Source organism: Actinacidiphila sp. bgisy145, from assembly GCF_057708125.1.
In genome coordinates this window covers 191,022-209,228 of record NZ_JBYIRL010000004.1, presented here as the reverse complement: position 1 = coordinate 209,228, position 18,207 = coordinate 191,022, and the positions used below count along the sequence as shown (strand labels likewise).

General features: G+C 76.9%; 10 protein-coding genes. All 10 read right to left on the bottom strand.

The window, feature by feature from the left end; genetic code table 11:
- Window positions 1-10: 10 nt before the first annotated feature.
- A complete protein-coding gene (gene fxsT, locus AC3ERT_RS05895; protein ID WP_435173012.1) occupies window positions 11-3,430 on the bottom strand; it encodes an FxSxx-COOH system tetratricopeptide repeat protein in 3,420 nt (1,139 codons plus the stop codon).
- Complete coding sequence (locus AC3ERT_RS05890) at window positions 3,427-4,833, bottom strand: CHAT domain-containing protein (RefSeq protein WP_435126070.1); 1,407 nt, start codon at window positions 4,831-4,833, stop codon at window positions 3,427-3,429. Before AC3ERT_RS05890 ends, fxsT (AC3ERT_RS05895) begins: the two co-directional genes overlap by 4 nt.
- Window positions 4,820-7,024 carry a hypothetical protein gene (locus tag AC3ERT_RS05885; RefSeq protein WP_435126068.1) on the bottom strand — a complete coding sequence of 735 codons (2,205 nt, stop codon included), beginning with the start codon at window positions 7,022-7,024 and terminating at the stop codon, window positions 4,820-4,822. The genes AC3ERT_RS05890 and AC3ERT_RS05885 overlap by 14 nt, the downstream gene beginning before the upstream one ends.
- On the bottom strand, window positions 7,021-7,950 hold the full coding sequence (locus tag AC3ERT_RS05880) for an AAA family ATPase (protein ID WP_335977224.1): 930 nt from the start codon (window positions 7,948-7,950) through the stop codon (window positions 7,021-7,023). The genes AC3ERT_RS05885 and AC3ERT_RS05880 overlap by 4 nt, the downstream gene beginning before the upstream one ends.
- Window positions 7,947-8,327, bottom strand: coding sequence for a CU044_2847 family protein (locus AC3ERT_RS05875; RefSeq protein ID WP_335977226.1), 381 nt, complete (start codon window positions 8,325-8,327; stop codon window positions 7,947-7,949). The genes AC3ERT_RS05880 and AC3ERT_RS05875 overlap by 4 nt, the downstream gene beginning before the upstream one ends.
- A gap of 57 nt (window positions 8,328-8,384) precedes the next feature.
- A complete protein-coding gene (fxsT, locus tag AC3ERT_RS05870) occupies window positions 8,385-11,393 on the bottom strand; it encodes an FxSxx-COOH system tetratricopeptide repeat protein (RefSeq protein ID WP_335977228.1) in 3,009 nt (1,002 codons plus the stop codon).
- A 96-nt stretch (window positions 11,394-11,489) separates the two neighbouring features.
- Window positions 11,490-13,103 (bottom strand): aKG-HExxH-type peptide beta-hydroxylase, encoded by a 1,614-nt coding sequence (locus AC3ERT_RS05865; protein ID WP_435126064.1) that lies wholly within the window; start codon window positions 13,101-13,103, stop codon window positions 11,490-11,492.
- Window positions 13,100-14,296, bottom strand: a complete 1,197-nt coding sequence (locus AC3ERT_RS05860) for an FxsB family cyclophane-forming radical SAM/SPASM peptide maturase (RefSeq protein ID WP_435126061.1) — start codon at window positions 14,294-14,296, stop codon at window positions 13,100-13,102. Before AC3ERT_RS05860 ends, AC3ERT_RS05865 begins: the two co-directional genes overlap by 4 nt.
- A 152-nt stretch (window positions 14,297-14,448) precedes the next feature.
- Window positions 14,449-14,649: an FxSxx-COOH cyclophane-containing RiPP peptide gene (gene fxsA / locus AC3ERT_RS05855; protein WP_335977231.1), complete on the bottom strand. Its 201-nt coding sequence runs from the start codon at window positions 14,647-14,649 to the stop codon at window positions 14,449-14,451.
- A gap of 162 nt (window positions 14,650-14,811) precedes the next feature.
- Window positions 14,812-18,201 carry an SAV_2336 N-terminal domain-related protein gene (locus AC3ERT_RS05850; protein WP_435126058.1) on the bottom strand — a complete coding sequence of 1,130 codons (3,390 nt, stop codon included), beginning with the start codon at window positions 18,199-18,201 and terminating at the stop codon, window positions 14,812-14,814.
- Window positions 18,202-18,207: the final 6 nt, after the last annotated feature.

Here is an 18,207-nt window from a genome sequence, read left to right as displayed (position 1 = left end):
TTCCCGGCGCTCACGCGCTGAACGGCTCGAAGTCCCAGCACGGCAGGGCGCCGGCCCTGGCCGCGGCCGTCCGCGGGTGGCCGGGGCCGAGGGCGGCGGTCAGGGCCCGCACGGCGTCCTGGTCGAGCAGGTCCGCCTCGGCCGCGCGGCCGGCGCCCCGCAGCGCCGCCGCGTGGGCGGAGCGGCACATCGCGGTGAGCACATGGGCCGGGCCTAGGGCCCGTTCGGCGCGGGCGGCCGCGTCCCGTGCCGCCTCTTCGGCAGCGGGGTCGCCGGCCTCCTGCCGCACCACGGCGGCGTTCAGGGCGCAGCCGGCCGTCCAGGGGTGGTCCGGGCCGACCGCGCGCTCCATCGCCGCCAGCGCCGATTGTGCCCGCGTGTCCGCCTCGCGCCGCTCCCCCGCCGCCCGCAGCACCAGCGCGTGGTTGGCGAGCGCACCGGCGGTGTACGCGTGCTCGCCGCCCAACTGCCGCCGGTAGCAGTCCAGTACGGTGCCGGTCAGCGCCCGCGCCCGGTCCAGGTCGCCGTGGGCGCGCTCGTGGCAGGAGTACGACGCGGTGACGCGCAGCGTCAGCGGGTCGGTCTCGCCGAGCACCCGCTCGCAGCGGTTCACCAGCCGCCCGAGGGTCGCCAGCGCCCCCGGCCCGTCGCCCGCCTGGCCCTGGCACTCGGCGAGGTTGTGCTCGGCGCGCAGCGACTGGGGGTTGTCCGGGCCCAGCACCTCCGCGTGCCGGGCGCAGTTGATCTCCTGGGCCCGCAGCGCCTCCTCGGTCAGGCCGAGCAGGCGCAGGTCGAGCGCCCAGGAGTCGGCCGAGGACAGGGTGCGGGCGTGGCGGGCGCCGAGCCGGTCGCGCTGGGCGGCCAGGGTGCGCCGGTCCAGTTCCAGGGCCTCGGCGTAGCGGCCGAGCAGGCGGTAGGTGACGGCCACGTTGTTCTGCGCGGTCAGCTCGCCGCCCTCGTCGCCGATCCGGTGGTAGCCGGTGCGCACCAGCTCGGCGAGGTCCAGCGCCTCGTGGTAGCGGCCCAGTTGGCGCAGGTCGGCGGCGAGGCTGCCGGCGGCGCGCAGGACCAGCACGTCGTCCCGGCCGCGGTCGGCGCTCAGCCGTTCGTAGGCGTCCCGGTCCAGGGCCTCGCTCTCGGTGTACTCGCCGAGCGCGCGCAGCAGGTTGGCGCGGTTGTGCGCGAGGTCCCACAGCCGGGCGTCGCCGGGGTCGAGCAGCTGCGGCCAGTACTCGTTGGCGCGGGCGGCGGTGCGCAGGCCGGCGCCGTACTCGCCGGACAGGAAGAGGTAGCGCAGGCAGCGGATCACGGTGGTCTGGACGGCCGGGTCGGCGGTCTCCAGGGCGCCGGATGCCTCCAGGTGCGGCACGATCTGGGCGTAACGCGGCCAGTGGGCGGGCTCGTTGGGGCGGCCGGGGTCGGCGGCGACCAGGGCGGCGCGCACCACCCGGGAGTAGCGGCTGCGCTCCTCTTCGGGCAGGTCGGCCCGGACCGCCTGGTAGACCAGCCGGTGCATCTGGACGACGTCGGTGGAGCCGGCCGGCTCCACGGCGCCGTTCTCCTGCGGGTCGGACTGGATCACCGACCACTGGGCGAGCTTGCCGACGGCCGCGTCCCACGCCTCGGGGTCCGCGGTCAGCCGGGCGAGTTCGGGGGGGATCTCGGCGCCGGTGCCGTCGTCCCCGCCGGCGGCGCCGCGGCCGAGCAGGTCGCGCAGCAGCCGGACCGGGACCGGGCCCGGCGCGAAGAACACGCACAGCCGCAGCAGGTCCACCGCCTCGGGCCGGTCCTCCCGCAACCGGTTCAGCAGGATCGAGAACGCGGTGAAGTACGTCATCTGGAAGTCCGCGGCGACCTTCAGACCGGACTCCACCTCGGTGCCGCGGCGCAGCAGTTCGACGTACTCGTCGACCGGCATGAGCGAGTCGTTGAGCGCGCCCGCGTTCTGGTCCAGCGCCAGCGGCAGGTCGCCCAGCGCCTCGGCGAGCTTGTCCGCGTCGGCGTCGTCCAGCCGCGGCGCCCGGCGCCGTACGAACGCCACCGACTCGTCCCGGTCGTAGACGGGCACCTCGACCAGGGCGCTGTTGTACTCGCCCCACTCCCGGTTCTGCGAGGTGATCAGCACCTGTCCCGGCCCGGCCGGCAGCAGGTCGTGGACGTCCTCCGGCCGGTCCGCGCCGTCCAGCACCACCAGCCACCGCGCGTACGGGTCCCCGCGGCGCAGCGCGTCCCGTACCGCCCGCAGCCGCTCGCCGTACTCGCGTCCGGTCACCAGGCCCAGGACGGGCGCGAGGCCGGCCAGGTGCTCGCGCAGGGTGCCGCGCTCCCCGGCGGGCACCCACCACACCACGTCGTACTCGGCGGCGAAGCGGTGGACGAACTCGGTGGCGACATGGGTCTTGCCGACGCCGGACAGGCCGATGAGCGTGCTCACCGCGGCGCCCGACGGGGCCTCGGCGAGCCGGCGGTGCAGCGCGGTGAGGACCTCCTCGCGGCCGGTGAAGCGGGTGTTGCGGCGCGGCACACCGCCCCACACCGCCGGCTGCTCCAGCGGGAAGCGCGGGCCGTCCGCGGTCTGCTCCGGCGGCTGGGCGCGCTCGACGCCCAGCGCCGCGAGCAGCCGCGCCTCGGCTTCCGGCGCGGCGGTGTCCCACAGGTCGGCGCCCTCCAACAAGGCTGCGGCGGCGGGCAGTTCGGCGGCGCTGACGCGGACTGCGGCGAAGTGGCCGGCATGCGCCGGGACCACCGCGCGCAGCGCCTCGTTCCACTCCTGCGGGTCGCGCAGGCCCAGCCGGAAGTACCAGGCGCTGAGTACCACCAGCACCCGGTTGCCCGACAGCAGCAGGTCCCGCAGGCCCTGCTCGACCGAGGCGCCCGGCGCGACGTTCCAGCGCTGCAACGACACCTGGACGCTCTGAAGTTCGAGGCGGTGCGCGATCCACACCGCCCAGGGCCGGTCGGTGCCGGCGTAGCTGACGGTGACGCGGTGGGCGGGTGGCGGGCCACCGGTCCGGCCGGGCGCGGCCAGTACCGCGACGCCCTCGACGGGGAGGGCGGCCGCAGCTCCCGTGGCCACGATCCGCACCGGCAGCCCGGCCGTACGCACCGGGACGCCGTGCCCGTTGAACACCGACAGCCGCAACTCGGCAGGTCCCGGGCGGCCGTTCGCGGTGACCACGAACCGCGCCGGACCGTAGGTGCCGCCGAAGCGGTGCAGCACCACCGAGGGGTGGCCGAGTGCCTCGCAGAGCAGTTCGGGGCCGCCGTCCAGCGCGACACCGAACGCGAACTCCTCCTGCTCGTAGGGCCATTCGCCGGGGTCGCAGGTGCTGCGCAGGTCCACGGTGACCAGGTAGCCGCAGCCTGCCTCCGCCACGCGCGGCCGGGCCACGACCGGTTCGACGCGCAGCCGCGCGCCCTCGCCGCTCACCGCGCCTCCGGTCCGCGGCGGCCGGAGGTGAGCCGGAGCGTGGTCAGCGGGTGCCCGTAGTAGACGTACATGAAGTGGTAGAGCAGCGTGAGCACCCGGCGCTGGGCCTCGACGTCCTGGCCGCCGCCGGGCTCCCGGGTGCGCGGGAGCCGCCGGGGCAGCTGGCCGACCGCCAGCGCCCGGAAGTCGCGGAGCATGTGGGCCAGCGGTACGCCCGGCCGCTCGCGGGCGTACTTCACCAGGTGCCGCAGCAGGGCGCGCGCCTCGCTCTCGCCGACCTCGCCGCGGGTGGCGATGCACGCCTTGGCGCCCTTGCGCAGGAAGAGTTCGGAGAAGCCGCGCAACGCGTCCTCACCGCCGCCCTTGTTCTCCACCAGCCGCCCGGAGTGGCAGACGTTGAGGCAGACCAGGGTGCCGTCGCTCCCGGTGCCGCCCCGCAGTGCGCGCATCGCCGGCTCGTCCATCTCGTGCCAGGTGAGCATGCCCGCCGTGAGGTCGTCGATGCGCTTTCCGTGGGTGCCGTGGCAGCCCATGTAGACCAGGCCGAGGCCGGGGTGGTGCGGGTCGCCGGGGCGGTCCGGGTGGTCGGGGCGGTCCGCGCGGCCGGGGTTGTCGGGGTGGTCCGGGCGGTCGGGGTCGCGGCGGCGCTCGTCGAGGCGGTCCAGGAAGCGGTCCACGTCGGTGTGCGGTTCGTGGTCGAAGGGCGCGAAGACGTCGATGTCCTGGCGCATCCGCCCGTCGAAGTAGCCGAGGACCCGGCCCGAGCAGTCCGCGGGCACGTCCAGCAGCGGGCGCCGCAGCTCCCGGATCGTGGTCCAGCGCGCCACCGGCACGGCGGCCCCCAGCGGCAGGTCGGGACCGCCGTCGCCGGTGGTGAGCAGCAGCAGTTCCCACGGGATCTCGTAGTCGGTGTCGTCCCAGACCACCACGTGCAGCGCGGCGCCGTGCCGGGCCCGCTGGTCGTTGAGCCAGCCGACCAGCGGCCGTTGCAGCTGCGACCAGTGCCGCACCGCGCGGTAGAACTGGCTGGGCACCGCGCCGGCGGCGTGCACCCGGGCCAGATTGATGTCCGTGGGAGGCAGTTGGGGCTCGGGCGGCCCGTACGGGCGCTCCTCCTCGGACCCGCCGCAGGTGCCGGTGAGCACGTACGCGGGCTCGCCGGCGGCGGACCGGGCGCGCTGCACCCGGAGTTGGGCGAGGCCGCCCGGCAGCCGCCCGGTGGGGTCGGTGGTGGCGGTGCCCAGCGCCTCGGGTGGGGTGTCCGGGACCGCCGCGTCCGGTGCGCGGGCCGGGCGCGGCACGGGCAGCGGCGCCGGCCGCGGGCTGCGCGGGCCGGCGCCCGCCGCGCCGCGGACCCCGGTGATCCACGCGGTGGCCCGCCGCATACGGTCAGCCGGCGGCATCCTCGTCCCCCTCCGTCGCGGGCCCGGCCACCACGCTCCCGCCGAGCGCGTCGGCCAGCTCGAACGGCAGCTCCGCGTACGGCTGCGCGCCGGTGTCCAGCACGACCGTGTGCAGCCGCATCCGGCCCATCGCGCCGAACTGGCCGGCCGCGACGAGCGCGTCCTGCACCCCGCGCCGGCCCACCGGCCCCTCGTGCATCCCGGTCAGGCTGGTGCGCAAGGGTATGTTGCCGCGGCCGTCGCTGGCGACGACCAGCCATGCCTCGGCGAGCGCGGTCGGCTGCTGCTGGAACGCGCGGCGCACCAACTGGGCGGCGAGCAGCAGCCCGTGGGCGAGCGGGCTGGCCCGGCCCGGGGTGCGCTCCAGTGCCTCGGCCAGCCGCGGGTCGAGCACGTTGCGGGCGTGGAAGGTGTGCGCGCGCAGCTCGTCGGCGGTGGGCGCGCCGCCGACCTCGACCACGGCGACGGTGGCGCGGGCGGCGTACGCCCACTGCACGTACGGGGCGATGGCCTGCTGCCAGTCCGGCCCGGGCCGGCTGGTGTGGTCCAGCAGCAGCACCAGCATCCGCTCGGGTTCCGCGGCGCGGGCGTGGCTGCGCAGGTCGCCCGCGGTGATGGCCAGGGCGCCGCGGTCGCGGACCCGGCCGGGCAGCCGCTGGTGCTTGGCCGCCTCGATGACGGTCGGCACCAGTGCGAGGTCCCGCAGGTCGGTGGCGCGGCGGATGCCGGTGACCGGGCCGCGGTCGGCGGCCGGGCCGGAGGCGCGCCGCCAGGCCGCGCGCAGCGGCGCGTACTCCCGCAGCGGCTCGGCCTCGTCCTCGGGGTAGGGGCCGCCGGGCTCGGGCCGGGCGGGCGCCGGGTCGGCGAAGGGGGTGAGCGGTTCTTCCGGGCCGGGGGCGGGCAGTTCGGTCGTGTGGACCGCCGAGCCCGGCTCGGCGCCCTCCGGCTGCGGCGGTGCGGCGGGCGGCTCGGGCGGCGGCAGCGGCTCGGGGCGGTCCGGCCGCGGCCGGTCGGTGTCGGGCGCGGGCGGGCGGTCCGGTGCGAGCCCGATCAGCCGGGCCGCCTCGGCGACATGGGCGGCGGTGGTGGCGGGCGCGGCGGGGTCGGCGAGGCCGGCCAGCGCGCGGGCGATGCGGGCCAGCGCGAGGGCCCGCCGCTCCCCGGGCTGCTCCGCGACGCGGGCGAGCGCCTCCTCGTCGAGCGGCGGTCGGCGGTACCGCCCGGCGGCCGGGCGGCCAGCCGCCGGACCGTCAGCGGGCAGCCGGTCACCGGCCGGACCGTCAGCGCCCGGACCGTCGGCGGGCAGCCGGTCGGCGGCCAGACGGTCTACGGCCGGACCGTCGGCGGGCAGCCGGTCGGCGGCCAGACGGTCTACGCCCGGACCGTCGGCGGCCGGGCTGTCAGCGGGCAGGTGGTCTGCGGCCGGACGATCAGCAGCAGTCCGGTCGGCGGCCAGACGGTCGGCGCCCGGACCGTCGGCGGCAGTCCGGTCGGCGGCAGTCCGGTCGGCGGCAGTCCGGCCGCCGGCCGGACGGTCTGCACCCGGACCGTCGGCGGCCGGACCGTCAGCGGGCAGCCGGTCAGCGGGCAAGCGGTCGGCGGCCAGACGGTCGGCAGCAGTCCGGTCGACGGGCAGCCGGTCAGCAGCAGTCCGGTCAGCAGGCAGCCGCAGTCCGGGCACCGCCAAGCGCAGCGGAAAGCGGTCGAGCAGGTGCGGGGAGACCCGTCCGGCGTCCTCGGTGCGGCAGAAGGCGAGCCAGCGGGCGCGCGGCCGCCAGGTCGCGCTGGCCCCGTGCCGCTCGACGGAGGCCGCCTCCGCACCCAGCACGGTGACCGCTGCCCGCAGCCCCGGCAGCGGCAGGCGGGCCAGGTCCGGCACGACCACCGCGCGCGGCGGCGCGGCCGGGTCGGCCTCCACCAGGTCCCCGGGGAGCACGTCCAGCGCGATCCGCCCGCGTGCGGGCCGCAGCCGCGTCCGCGACCACAGGTCGTCCTCGCGTACGGCCGCACCGAGGTGCACCACCTGCCCGCCCTCGGCGACGGCCGCGGAGAACAGGCCGACGACCTCGGCGGTCAGCGCCGGCGGGACGTCGAAGAGTAGGACGCCGGACAGGCGGGGGTCGGCGGCGGCGCAGGCGAACACCCGCAGGAGGCGGCCGAACGACGCATCGGCGGGGTCGCGGCCGGTCATGACAGCAGCTGGTCGAGGCGTTCGAGGTCGTCCGGCGCCCAGTCGGCCGAGCCGCCGTGGGTGCTCTCGGGGCGCCGGTGCCGCAGCGCGAGCGGCGCGGTGACCCGCAGGTGGGCGGCGGTCACCGCGGGGGCGCCCTCGGCGGCGGCCTGGGCGCGGGCGGCCTGGAGCATGACCACCTCGCCGCGGTGCCCGACCACCTGGAAGGCGGCGGCGGTCTTCGCGCAGAGCCCGACGACGTCGTCGCCGACCTCGACGTCGAACAGCCGGGCCCTGGCCGCCAGCAACTGGTCGCGGCGCTCCCGGTCCAGCCGGCGCCCCTCGGCCAGCCACACCGATCCGGGGTCCGCGCTCTCCTCGTCGAACCGCAGCACCGCGCGCAGCATCGCGTGCCGCCCGGCGGTGTCGAGCGGCTGGGCGGTGGCCATCAGGCCGAACCGGTCCAGGAGTTGGGGCCGCAGCCCGCCCTCCTCGGGGTTCATCGTGCCGACCAGGCCGAACCGGACGCTCATCACCTTGTCCAGGCCCTCCCGCTGCACCGACAGCACACCGGTGGAGGACACGTCGAGGATGATGTTGACCACGTGGTCGTTGAGGAGGTTGACCTCGTCGATGTAGAGCAGGCCGTCCGCGTGGGCGGCCTCCAGCAGCCCGGGCTGCTCCGTCGTCTCGCCGCGCAGCAGCGCGTTGAGCTCCCAGCCGCCCAGGACGCGGTCGTCGGTGGCGTCGATGGTGAGGGTGACCGGCAGCCGGCCGCGGGCCATCAGCGCGAACGCCCGCACCACGGTGGACTTCGCGGTGCCCGGCTGACCGGAGATCAGCACCCCGCCGATCGCCTCGGCGATGAAGTTCAGCTCCAGCGCGAGCTTCAGCTCCTCCTGGCCGACGACGTAGCTGTACGGCAGGATCGTGATCCCGGCCGTCACGACGCGGCGCCGGTGTGCCAGCGGAACGTCACCTGTAACTGGGCCTCGGCGGAGCTCTGCACGACGTAGGCGCCGAGCGAGGCGTCCATCTTGATGCCGAACTGCATCTCGACCTCCTGCGGCCGGGTGCCGTCCGGCAGCGCCCGGAACCGGGCGGCGGCGACCTCCGCGCAGCGGCAGGCGAGCGCGATGCCGTCGTCGTACACGTCGCGGGACAGTTCGGCGACGCGCCGGGCCGGATTGCCGCGGGTGGCGCCGTACACGCCCTCGGCGGGGCCGGCCGGGCCGGACTGCTGCGCCGGGCCGGGCTGGACCTCGACCTGGACCTGGACCGGCGGCGCGCCCGAGGCGCCGGGCGGGCCGCTGACTACGGGCATCTTCCTCGTCCCCCAAGGCGGTGGTGGCGTGCGCGGGTCGCGGCGGGCGCGGCCCGGTCAGGAGCTGAACGGTTCGAAGTCCCAGTACGGGCGGCTGCGGGAGCGCCCGGAGATGGTGTGCGGGTGCTGCGGGCCGAGCGTGCGGGCGAGCGCCTCGAGCGCCTCCTCCTCGACCTTGTCGGCCTCCGGGCGGCGCCGCAGGTTCCGCAGGTCGGTGGCGAGCGCGACCCGGCAGGACAGGCTGAGCGGGTGGTCCTTGCCGAGCCGGGCGGCGGCCCGGTCCGCGGTGATCCGGCTCAGCTCGGCGGCGCCCTCCGGGTCCCCGGCGAAGTTGCGGGCCGCGGCGACGTTGAGCGCGCAGCCCAGCGTCCAGGGGTGCTCCTCGCCCACGACGCGGCTCATCGCGGCGAGCGCGTCCTCCACCTCGATCTGGGACTGCTGGCGCTCGCCGGCCGCCCGCAGCAGCAGCCCGTGGTTGGCGAGCGCGCCCGCGGTGTACGGGTGGCCGGCGCCGAACTGCGTGCGGTAGCGGGACAGCACGGCCTCGCCCAGCTCGCGGGCGCGGTCCAGGTCGCCGTGCTCGCGCTCGAAGGTCGACAAGGTGGCCGCCACCCGCACGGTCAGCGGATCGCTGTCGCCGAGCACCCGCTCGCAGCGCTCCAGCAGCGAGGCGAGCAAGACGGCCGCCTTGGGCCGGTCGCCGCCGCGCTGGTGGCACAGCGCGAGATTGTGCTGGGCGCGCAGCGTCTGCGGGTTGTCCGGGCCGAGCACCATGCGGTGGATGTCGGCGTTGCGCTCCTGGACCGAGGTGGCGTCCTCGTAGCGCCCGAGCAGCCGCAGGTCGTGGGCGTAGGAGTTCTCCGACGACAGCGTCAGGTTGTGCCGGTCGCGCAACTGCTCGCGCAGCGCCTCCATGGTCTGCCGGTCCAGTTCCAGCGCGTCGTGGTAGCGGCCGAGCAGGCGGTAGGTGACGGCGATGTTGTTCTGCGCGACCAGGGTGCGGGCGTCCTGCGGGCCGAGCAGTTCGCGGTAGCTGTCGCGGACCCGCTGGGACAGGTCGAGCGCCTCGTCGTACTCGCCCAGCGCCCGCAGGTCCGCGGCGAGGCTGCCGGCCGCGCGCAGCGCCAGCAGGTCGTTGGGGCCGCGGTCGGCGCTGAGCCGGGCGTGCGCGCGGCGGTCGATGGCCTCGGTGGTGGTGTAGTCGCCGGTGGCCCGGATGGCGTTGGCCTGGTTGTGCAGCAGGTCCCACAGCCGGGGGTGGTCCGGTTCCAGCAGCCGCGGCCAGATCTCGGCGGCGGCCGCGGCGATCCGCTGGGCGGCGCGGTACTCGCCCGAGAAGTACAGGTAGCGCAGGCAGTTCAGGACGGTCGACTGGATCTCGGGGTTGGTCGAGCTGAGCGCGCCGGACGCCTCCAGGTGCGGCACGATCTCGGCGTAGCGCTGCCACAGCCGGGTGTCGTTGGGGCGGCCGGGGTCGGCGGCGGCGAGCAGCTTGCGCACCACCCGCGAGTACAGGCTCTGCTCCTCGCGGGGCATGTCGGCGCGCACCGCCTGGTAGACCAGCCGGTGCATCTGGACGACGTCGGTGGAGCCGGCCGACTCCTCGGTGTCGGTCTCCTGCGGGTCGGACTGGATCACCGACCACTGGGCGAGCTTGCCGATGGCGGAGTTCCACAGCAGCGGGTCCTCGATGAGCCCGGCGAGCCGCTCGGGCACGTCGCGGATCGGCAGGTCGCGCAGCAGCCGGACCGGGATCGGCCCGGGCGCGAAGAACACGCACAGCCGCAGCAGGTCGACCGCCTCCGGCTTGTCCTCGCGCAGCCGGTTGAGGAGTATCGAGAAGGCGGTGAAGTACGTCATCTGGAAGTCGGCGGCGACCTTCAGACCGGGCTCCACGTCGGCGCCGTGCCGCAGCAGTTCGATGTACTCGTCGACCGGCATGTTCGAGTCGTTGAGGGCGCCCGCGTTCTGGTCCAGGGCCAGCGCGAGGTCGCCCAGCGCCTCGGCGAGCTTGTCCGCGTCGGCGTTGTCCAGCCGCGGCGCCCGGCGGCGTACGAACGCCACCGACTCGTCGCGGTCGTAGACGGGCACCTCGATCAGGGCGCTGTTGTGCTCGCCCCACTCCCGGTTCTGCGAGGTGATCAGCACATGTCCCGGCCCGGTCGGCACCAGGTCGTGGATCTCCTCGGGCTGGTCCGCGCCGTCCAGCACCACCAGCCACCGGAAGTACGGGTCCCCGCGGCGCAGCGCGTCGCGCACCGCCCGCAGCCGCTCGCCGTACTCCCGCCCCGTGACCAGGCCGAGGGCGGGGGCGAGGCCGGCGAGCTTCTCGCGCAGGGTGCCGCGCTCGGAAGCGCGCACCCACCACACCACGTCGTACTCCAGGCCGAACCGGTACACGAACTCGGTGGCGATATGGGTCTTGCCGACGCCGGACAGGCCGTGCAGGGTGACGACGGCCGCGCCGGGCTCGGCGGCGGTCAACTGCTGGTACAGCCCGTACAGCAGCGCCTCGCGGCCGGTGAAGCGGGTGTTGCGGCGCGGCACGCCGCCCCACACCGAGGGCTGCTCCAGCGGGAAGCGGGGGCCGCCGGCGCCGCTGAGGGTGTCGCCGGCGGACGAGCGCGGCGGGGAGACGCCCAGCCGGGACAGCACCCGACGCTCGGCCTCCGCCGCGCCCAGTCCCCACAGGTCGGCCGCGCTGAGCGAGGCCGCGGCGCTGGGCAGCGAGGCGGCGGTGACGCACACCGCGGCGAAGCGGTCGCTGTGCTCGGGGACGACCTCGCGCAGCGCCTCGTTCCACTCCTCCGGGTCACGCGGGCCGAGCCGGAAGTACCACTCGCTGAGCACCACCAGCACCCGGCCCTCGGACAGCAGCAGGTCGCGCAGGCCCTGCTGCACGCTGGTCCCCGGCAGCAGGTCCCAGCGCTGCATCGACACCTGGAGGCCGTGCCGCTCCAGCCGGCTGGCGATCCATGCCGCCCACGCCCGGTTGTACCCGGCGAAGCTGATCGTCACCGGTCCCCGTGCGGCTGCTGCTGAAGCGGTGTTCCGCCCTCCGGCCATGCGACCGACTCCCTCGTTGTGCGCGCAGAGTGCTCTGACGGTGCGACAGGTGACTGCGTCAGAAACTACACCGAATGCTCCCCCGTTGACGTGCCGTCATGCCGGTTCGCGCCCGTTCGTGGCAGTCTGCGCCCGTCTTCTGCGCCAGATGGCCCGGGCGGTCTCCACATAGGCGCTCGCGCGGGCCAAATGGCCGTCGGGCGGGGCGTGTTCCGCCAACCGGGCGTGGTGCGCGGCCATCGCGGTGGCCAGCGCCCGGCCCTGCCGGGTCAGGGCCCGGGCGCCGAGCAGTTGGGGCAGCGCGGCGCCGACCTGCTCCCGGCAGCGGCAGTGGTCGGCCCAGGCGGCGTCCCGGCGGGCCGGGTCGGTCAGCGCGGTGGCGGCCCGCAGGTGGAAGTCGGCGAGCGCGAGGTGGGCGTAGGCGCCGTGGAAGAGCCCGTCGAAGGGCCGCGGGTCGGGGCGCCAGGGCGCGAAGTAGCCGGGCGCGTCGTCGGCGGTGTGCAGCACCACCAGCTGGGAGACGGCCAGCAGCTTGGCGTGCTGGAGTTCGTGCACCAGTGTGGCGGCCAGCTCCAGGCCGTCGCGCGGGGTGCTGGACAGCAGTGCCCCGAACGCCTCGCCGCGGGTGGCGCTGCACTGCGCGCCGGGCGCGCCGGTCAGCGGCACCACGCAGTCCAGCAGCGCGGCCACCTCCTGGGCCCGGGTGGTGCCGCCCAGCCGCAGCCAGGGCCGCGCGTCGCGCCAGGCGGTCCGCCACGCGGCGTGCCCGGCGGGGTCGAGCCGGTCGGCGAGGTCAAGGCCGTAGGGGTTGGTGCGGCGCTCCTCGTCGCGGTAGGGGTCCACGTCGTCGATGAGGACGGCGCGGCCGTCGGGGTGGCGCAGCGCCTGGAGCGGGCGCCAACCGGGGGCGGCGGAGCGCCAGATGCCGTCGGGGCCCTCGCGGACCTCGACGGCGCCGGGGCCGGGGGCCGGGGGCCGGGTGCCGTCGGGCGGCAGCGGGAGGAGCCACAGCCGGTGGGGTTCGCCGACGACGCGGACGGTGGGTACGGGGGCGGGTACGGGGGCGGGGTCGCCGGGTCCTTGGCCGCGGGTTCCGCCGGTTCCGACGGGTCCACCGGGTCCACCGGGTCCACCGGGTCCGACCGGTCCGGGGCCGCCGGGCGCGCACCTCGCGGCGCCTGCCGCGCGGCCCGGCCGGTGGCCGCCGATCGTGGGCAGCCGCAACTCCCCGCCGTACGCGGGTACGTCGACGGTGAAGCGCAGACCGGCGCGGGCGGCGGCGGCCGCCGCGAGCGCGGCCAGGTGCGGCAGCTCCGCGGCGGCGCGGTGCGCCTGCCCGGGCCGCGTCAACGCGCGTAGGCAGCGCTCCGCCCAGGCCCCGGTGTGCGGGTACTGCACGACCCGCCGGGTGGCGGCGCTGTCCGCGCGGTCGGCGGCCTCCAGCAGCCGCCAGTCGCGCAGCACCCGGTCGGCGGTGCCCTCGGGCAGGGTCCCGGCGGGGGCGGTCGCGACCGCCTCCAGCAGGGCGCGCAGCGTCAGCAGCCGCCGCGCGTGCTGGTGCGCGACGAGCAGGTCGAGCAGGCCCGGGGTGCTGCCGGTGCTGCCGAGCACCGGCAGCATGTCGGCGGGCAGCCCGTCGCGGCCGGCGCCGCCGGGGGCGCCGGGCCCGCGGGGCGGGGTGGTGGGGCCAGGGGTGCCGAGCGGGTTCACCGGATGGTCTCCCGGGTCGTGTGGCGGCCGGACCCGGTACCGGCCGCCTGGGCGAGCCGGCGGGCGGTGTGGCGCACGAGGTGGGCGAGGTCGGCGCAGTACACCGACGGGTTGCGGAAGCCGGCGCCGGCCCGGTAGCGGTGGGCGTAGTGGCCGCCGCCGCAGACCGCGACCAGGGCGCAGGCCCGGCAGGTGGCGCCCAGCGCGGCGAGGCCGGCCTGCCGGGCGGCGACGCCGGGGTGGGCCAGCGCGTCGTCGAAGCTGTGGTGGAAGACGTCGAGGCCGGTCGCGGCGGCGCCCTCGTACGCGGACTTGAGCGAGTCGACCTGTTCGATGCTGCCGTCGGTCTCGACCACCACCGCGGTGAACGGCTGGAGGCCGAGCCGTTCGATGGCGGCGGGCACGCCGAGCAGCAGGGCGACGCACTCCTCGAACAGCCGTATCCGGGTGCGGCGTTCGGGCGCGTCCCACCAGCGGTCGAAGACGGCCGTCAGCCAACTGCCGTACGGCGCGGGGTCGTCGGGCGCGGCGGGCAGGCCGGGGGGCGGGGCGCTCCAGTTGCCGTGCGGCAGCAGCAGGTCGACCGCGGGCGGGCCGAAGGCGAGCAGCGCGTCGTAGACCTCGACCGGGTCGTGCCGCAGGTCGACGACGCACAGCACGCCGCCGTACGCCTCGGGCGCGTGGGCGGCCAGCAGCCGCAGGCCCGCGGCGGCCGCCGGCCACGAGGGGCGCCCGGCGTGGTCCACCCGCTCGCGGTTGTGGTGGGGCAGCCCGCCGTCGAGGCTGACGCCGATCCGCAGCCCGGCGCGGGCGAGGGTGCGCACCCGGTCGCGGGTGAGCAGGGTGGCGTTGGTCTGCACGCTGCCGTGCACGGTGCAGCCGGGCGGCAGCGCCCGGCGGATCACGTCGAGGTCGGCGGCGAGGCGTTCGGCGCCGGCGAGCAGCGGCTCCCCGCCGTGGAAGACCACGGCGACCTCGCTCAGGCGGTGCGCGGCGGCGTGCTCGGCGATGCGCGCGGCGGTGCGCGCGGTCACCTCGGCGGCGGGCACCCGGGGGCGGTCGCGCCAGGTGCGGTCGGGGCCCGCGTACAGGTAGCAGTAGGTGCAGGCGAGGTTGCAGCGGCTGTGCGTCTTGAGGATGAACTGCCGGATCGGAAAGGGCGGGCGTCCGGGTGGCCCGGCCGTGTGCCGCACGTCCTCACCTCCCCCGGGCGCGGGCCATCGAGGGGCTTCCCGCCGGCCCCCGCGGTTGTTCCCGCCAGTTGCGGGGCGGCAAACACCCGTCCGGTGAAATGGCCGTATCCCTTCCGGAGCGCGGCCGGAAGAGAGCCGGCGCGCGGCGGCGCTCACGTGTCGTTGTCGAACCCCCACAGCGCCTCGCTGCCCGGCTTCGCCACCCGTGCGCGCAAGTCGCCGACCAGCGCGGACAGTACCGGGTGCTGCACGGTGCGCAACTGCTCCAGGTCCATGCCGAGCAGGTCGATCCCGGCCTCGCGAAGGGCGGGTTCGGTGTACGGCTCCGCGCCTTCGTTGGGTCGTTCCTCCATCGTGCTCCTCCCCGAACCTAAAGGTGTGCTGCCCGCCCCGCGCTCCCGCCGTGCTGCCACCGCCCGCCCCGACCGCCCGTCAGGTCCATGGTGCCCCACCAGGCGCGCGGCAACCACGCCTGCCCGCACGGGAGTTCGGCCTGTACGGGGGTGACGTGCGGCTCAACTGGTCAGGGCGTCCAGGCGCGCGCCGGTGTCGCGGCCCTCCTCGCCTCCGTCGTCGGGGAGTTGGCGCCACTCGCGCAGCGCCGCCCGGTAGGCGTCGGCGGCGGCGCGGGGCCGGCGGGCCGTCTCGTACGCGTCGCCGCGCCAGTGGTGCGCGCGGGCCGCCAGCCGCACCATCGGCTCGGGTTCGGCGGCCGCCCGGGCGGCGTCGGCGGCCGCGGCGGCCGCCTTGCGGTAGGCGTCGGCCGCCTGGTCCAGGCGCTCGGGGCGGCGCGAGTGGCTGGGCACCAGGCGGTGCGACTCGCCCAGCTCGAACCATATCCGCGCGGCCAGGTCCGCCACGTCGGCGCCCTGCGCGGCCAGCCCGAGCACCTGCTCGGCCTCGCGCAGGTCCACCAGTTCCTGTTCGGCCCGGTAGCGCAGTATCAGCGCGCGCCCCAGCATCAGCAGCCGCTCCGGCTGGCGCGGGTCGGACTCGGGCGTCTCCATCCGGCAGTCGCGCAGCACCAGCACCGCGCGGTTGACGAACGTCCAGCCGCCGGGCAGCTCCGAGCGCGCCAGCAGCGCCGCGCCCCACTCCGCCATCAGGCCGCTGTACTCCGTGCGGTCGCGGGGGGTCAGCCGGGCCGCCTCCTCGAACCGGGCCGCCGCCGCCTCCAGTTCGGTGGCCGGCCCGCCCGCGGCGTGCCGGGCCAGCCTGATCCGCCCGGCGCGGGCCAGCAGCGCGGCCCGCTGGAGCCGGTCGCGGGTGCCGTCCAGGGCGTCGTCGACCAGCCGCTGCGCCTCCACCAGCCGCCCGCCGGTGAGCAGTTCGGCGTCGACCAGGGCCAGTGTGGCGGCGGTGACGGCGTCACGGTCGGCCTCCTCGCGGCGCAGCGCGGTGAGCGCGCCGGCGTAACTGCGGGCGGCCTGCTGGGCGTAGGTCTGGCGGCGCTCCCGGCTGTCGGCGGCGTCGGCCAGCCGCAGCAGGGCGCGGCCGTGCGCGAGCAGCAGCGCGCTGGGCCGCGGGCGGCGCGGCGACCAGGAGTCGGCGACCGCCTCCAGCGTCCCGACGGTCTCCTGGAGCAGCACCGCGTCGCCGCTGATCACCCACTGCTCCTCCAGCACCGCGACCCGCTCCAGGGTCGCGTCGAGCAGCTTCGCGGAGTCCAGGCCGGGCGCTGCGCACACGGCCGTGAACTCCCGGTCGGCGCGCTGGAGGAGTTCGAGCGCGCCGCGGTTGTCGCCGGCGGCGGCCCGCTCCTGGGCGGTGGCCTGGAGCACCCGGGCCCGCACCGAGCGGGCGGGCAGCGAGGAGTGGTGGGCGGCTGCGGTCTCGGACGCCTCGCGGGCCTCCGCCAGCAGTCCCGCGCCGCCGCGCAGCCGCCACAACCGCAGCAGCTGCTGGGCCAGTTCGGTCCACAGGTCGGGGTCAAGGCCGCGCATCCGCTCCTCCGCGGCGGCCCGCCGCAGCAGCCCCACCGCGTCCAGCAGGTACTGCACCAGGCCCTCGGCGGTGAACCGGTCGGCGAGGTCCCGGGCGCGCTGCACCACCGTGGAGGACTGCACCGCCGCGGAGCCGGGGTACGGTCCTGGCGCGCCGTCGTCGGGCAGCGGCATGAAGCGCTCCAGCACCCGCGCGGCGACCTCCGCGAACGGCTGCCGCGACTCCGCGACGGTGCCCTCCTCGCCGCCGCGCCCGCCGCCGGCGCCGCCTGGTCCGGCGCCGAGGGCGGCCCGCCGCACCGCGGAGCGCACCGCGGCGTCGGCGGTCGGGTCGCCGGGGCCCTCGGCGAGCTGGGTGATCGCCAGCGCGGGGAAGTTGGGGCCGGACTTGCCGAACCGCTGCTCGACGTACTCCGAGCAGTGCTTGAGCACCAGGCGCGCCTCGTCCACGCCGAGCGGGCCGAGCAGCGCGTCGCGGACACCGGGCGCGAAGTGGTACCAGCGCTGGTCGTCGCCGCTCCTGCGCACCACCAGGCCGCTGAGCAGCACCTCGGCCAGTTCGGCCGGGCCGGAGTCGGGCAGCATCGTGCGCTGCACCAGTTGGATCACCGGCAGGAACAGCGGGGCGGCGGCCAGGTAGACCGCGAGCTGGGCGGCGGCCGGCGAGGCGGCGGCGCGGAACTGGCGGACCAGCGCGGGCACCGGCACCGTCGTCCGGCGCGGCCGGGAGCGGACCGCGGGCTGGTCGGCGCGCACCCAGCCGACGGCGGCGGGCACCTCGCCCGCGCCCATCCCGGCCAGCAGCCGCGCCCAGGAGCCCAACGCCGCGGCGGTGGGCGGCAGTACGGGCACCGGCAGCGCCTCGGGCTCGGGCGGCACCCCGGTGGAGCCGGGCGAGAACCGCAGCGGCGAGGAGAGCAGCATCCCCTCCGAGCGGTGCAGCACCCCGTAGGAGACGGGCAGCAGGGTGCGGCTCCACAGCCGGGCGGGCAGCGGCTGGAGCACGCCGACCGGGCCGTGCCGGCTCAGCCGGTGGAGCAGCCGGTGGGCCTGCCCCGAGCGCCACAGCGGCCCGGCGCAGTCGCTGACCATGAGGGTGATCCGGCGGCCGGTGGGGTCGCCGAGCTGCTCGGCGGAGAGCAGCCCGGCCGGTTCGGGTTCGAAGCGGCTGCTCACGCCGAGCGTGCCGTCGGGGGTGGCGTGCAGGTAGCGGACGTGCACCTCGTGGAAGGCGCCGAGGCGTTCGAAGACGCCGGCCAGTTCGCGGAGCATCCGCTCCCAGACGAACATCGAGGAGGAGGTGTCCATGAGCAGCTGCATCGAGGCGTCGCCGTGGGAGGTCGGGCGGAAGACCGGCAGCAGCAACCCGCCCGCGCGGGCGGCGTGTTCGGCGGTCGCGGCCTCGTCCAGCTCCTCGCGCAGCGGCCGGGCCGGGCTGCGGTAGCGCTGCAACGGGCGCAGCGCGGCCTGGAGTTCGAGCAGCTGCGGCAGGGCGCCGGCCTCCGGGACGGCGACGCCCAGCGCGGTGCCCAGGGGTGCCGCGCCGACCGGGCCGGCCACGCCCTGCCCGGGGTAGAGGCCGATCAGCCGTTCCTCGGACGGGTGTTCGGCGGTGTCGGAGCGGGTCGGGGGGACCAGGCGGGTGCCGGCGCCGTCGGTGCCGTCGGGGCGGTGCGCGTGCGGGTAGTCCACGCCGCCCGGCGAGGCGCGGTGGGCGCCGCCCAGGCCCTCCGGGTCGGGCCGGGCGGTCGGGCGGGACCAGCGGGCCAGCCACAGGGCGTCGGCGAGCTCGCCGGGGTCCGGGTCGAGCCCGGCCCCGCGGATCGCCCCGACCACCCGGGCCAGCGGGTCGGTGCCGCCGCGACCGCCGCCGTCCGCGCCGCCGTCCGGCGCGCCGCGCGCCGTCAGGTCGCCGCCGACGGGTGCGTCGTCGGGGTACCGCCCGGGGCCCTTCTCGGCCATGGCCGC

Coding starts and splice junctions, on each gene's coding strand:
- AC3ERT_RS05890 (WP_435126070.1), bottom strand. CDS start 4,833: ATGCCGCCGGCTGACCGTATGCGGCGGGCCACCGCGTGGATCACCGGG.
- AC3ERT_RS05885 (WP_435126068.1), bottom strand. CDS start 7,024: ATGACCGGCCGCGACCCCGCCGATGCGTCGTTCGGCCGCCTCCTGCGG.
- AC3ERT_RS05875 (WP_335977226.1), bottom strand. CDS start 8,327: ATGCCCGTAGTCAGCGGCCCGCCCGGCGCCTCGGGCGCGCCGCCGGTC.
- fxsT (WP_335977228.1), bottom strand. CDS start 11,393: ATGGCCGGAGGGCGGAACACCGCTTCAGCAGCAGCCGCACGGGGACCG.
- fxsA (WP_335977231.1), bottom strand. CDS start 14,649: ATGGAGGAACGACCCAACGAAGGCGCGGAGCCGTACACCGAACCCGCC.
- AC3ERT_RS05850 (WP_435126058.1), bottom strand. CDS start 18,201: ATGGCCGAGAAGGGCCCCGGGCGGTACCCCGACGACGCACCCGTCGGC.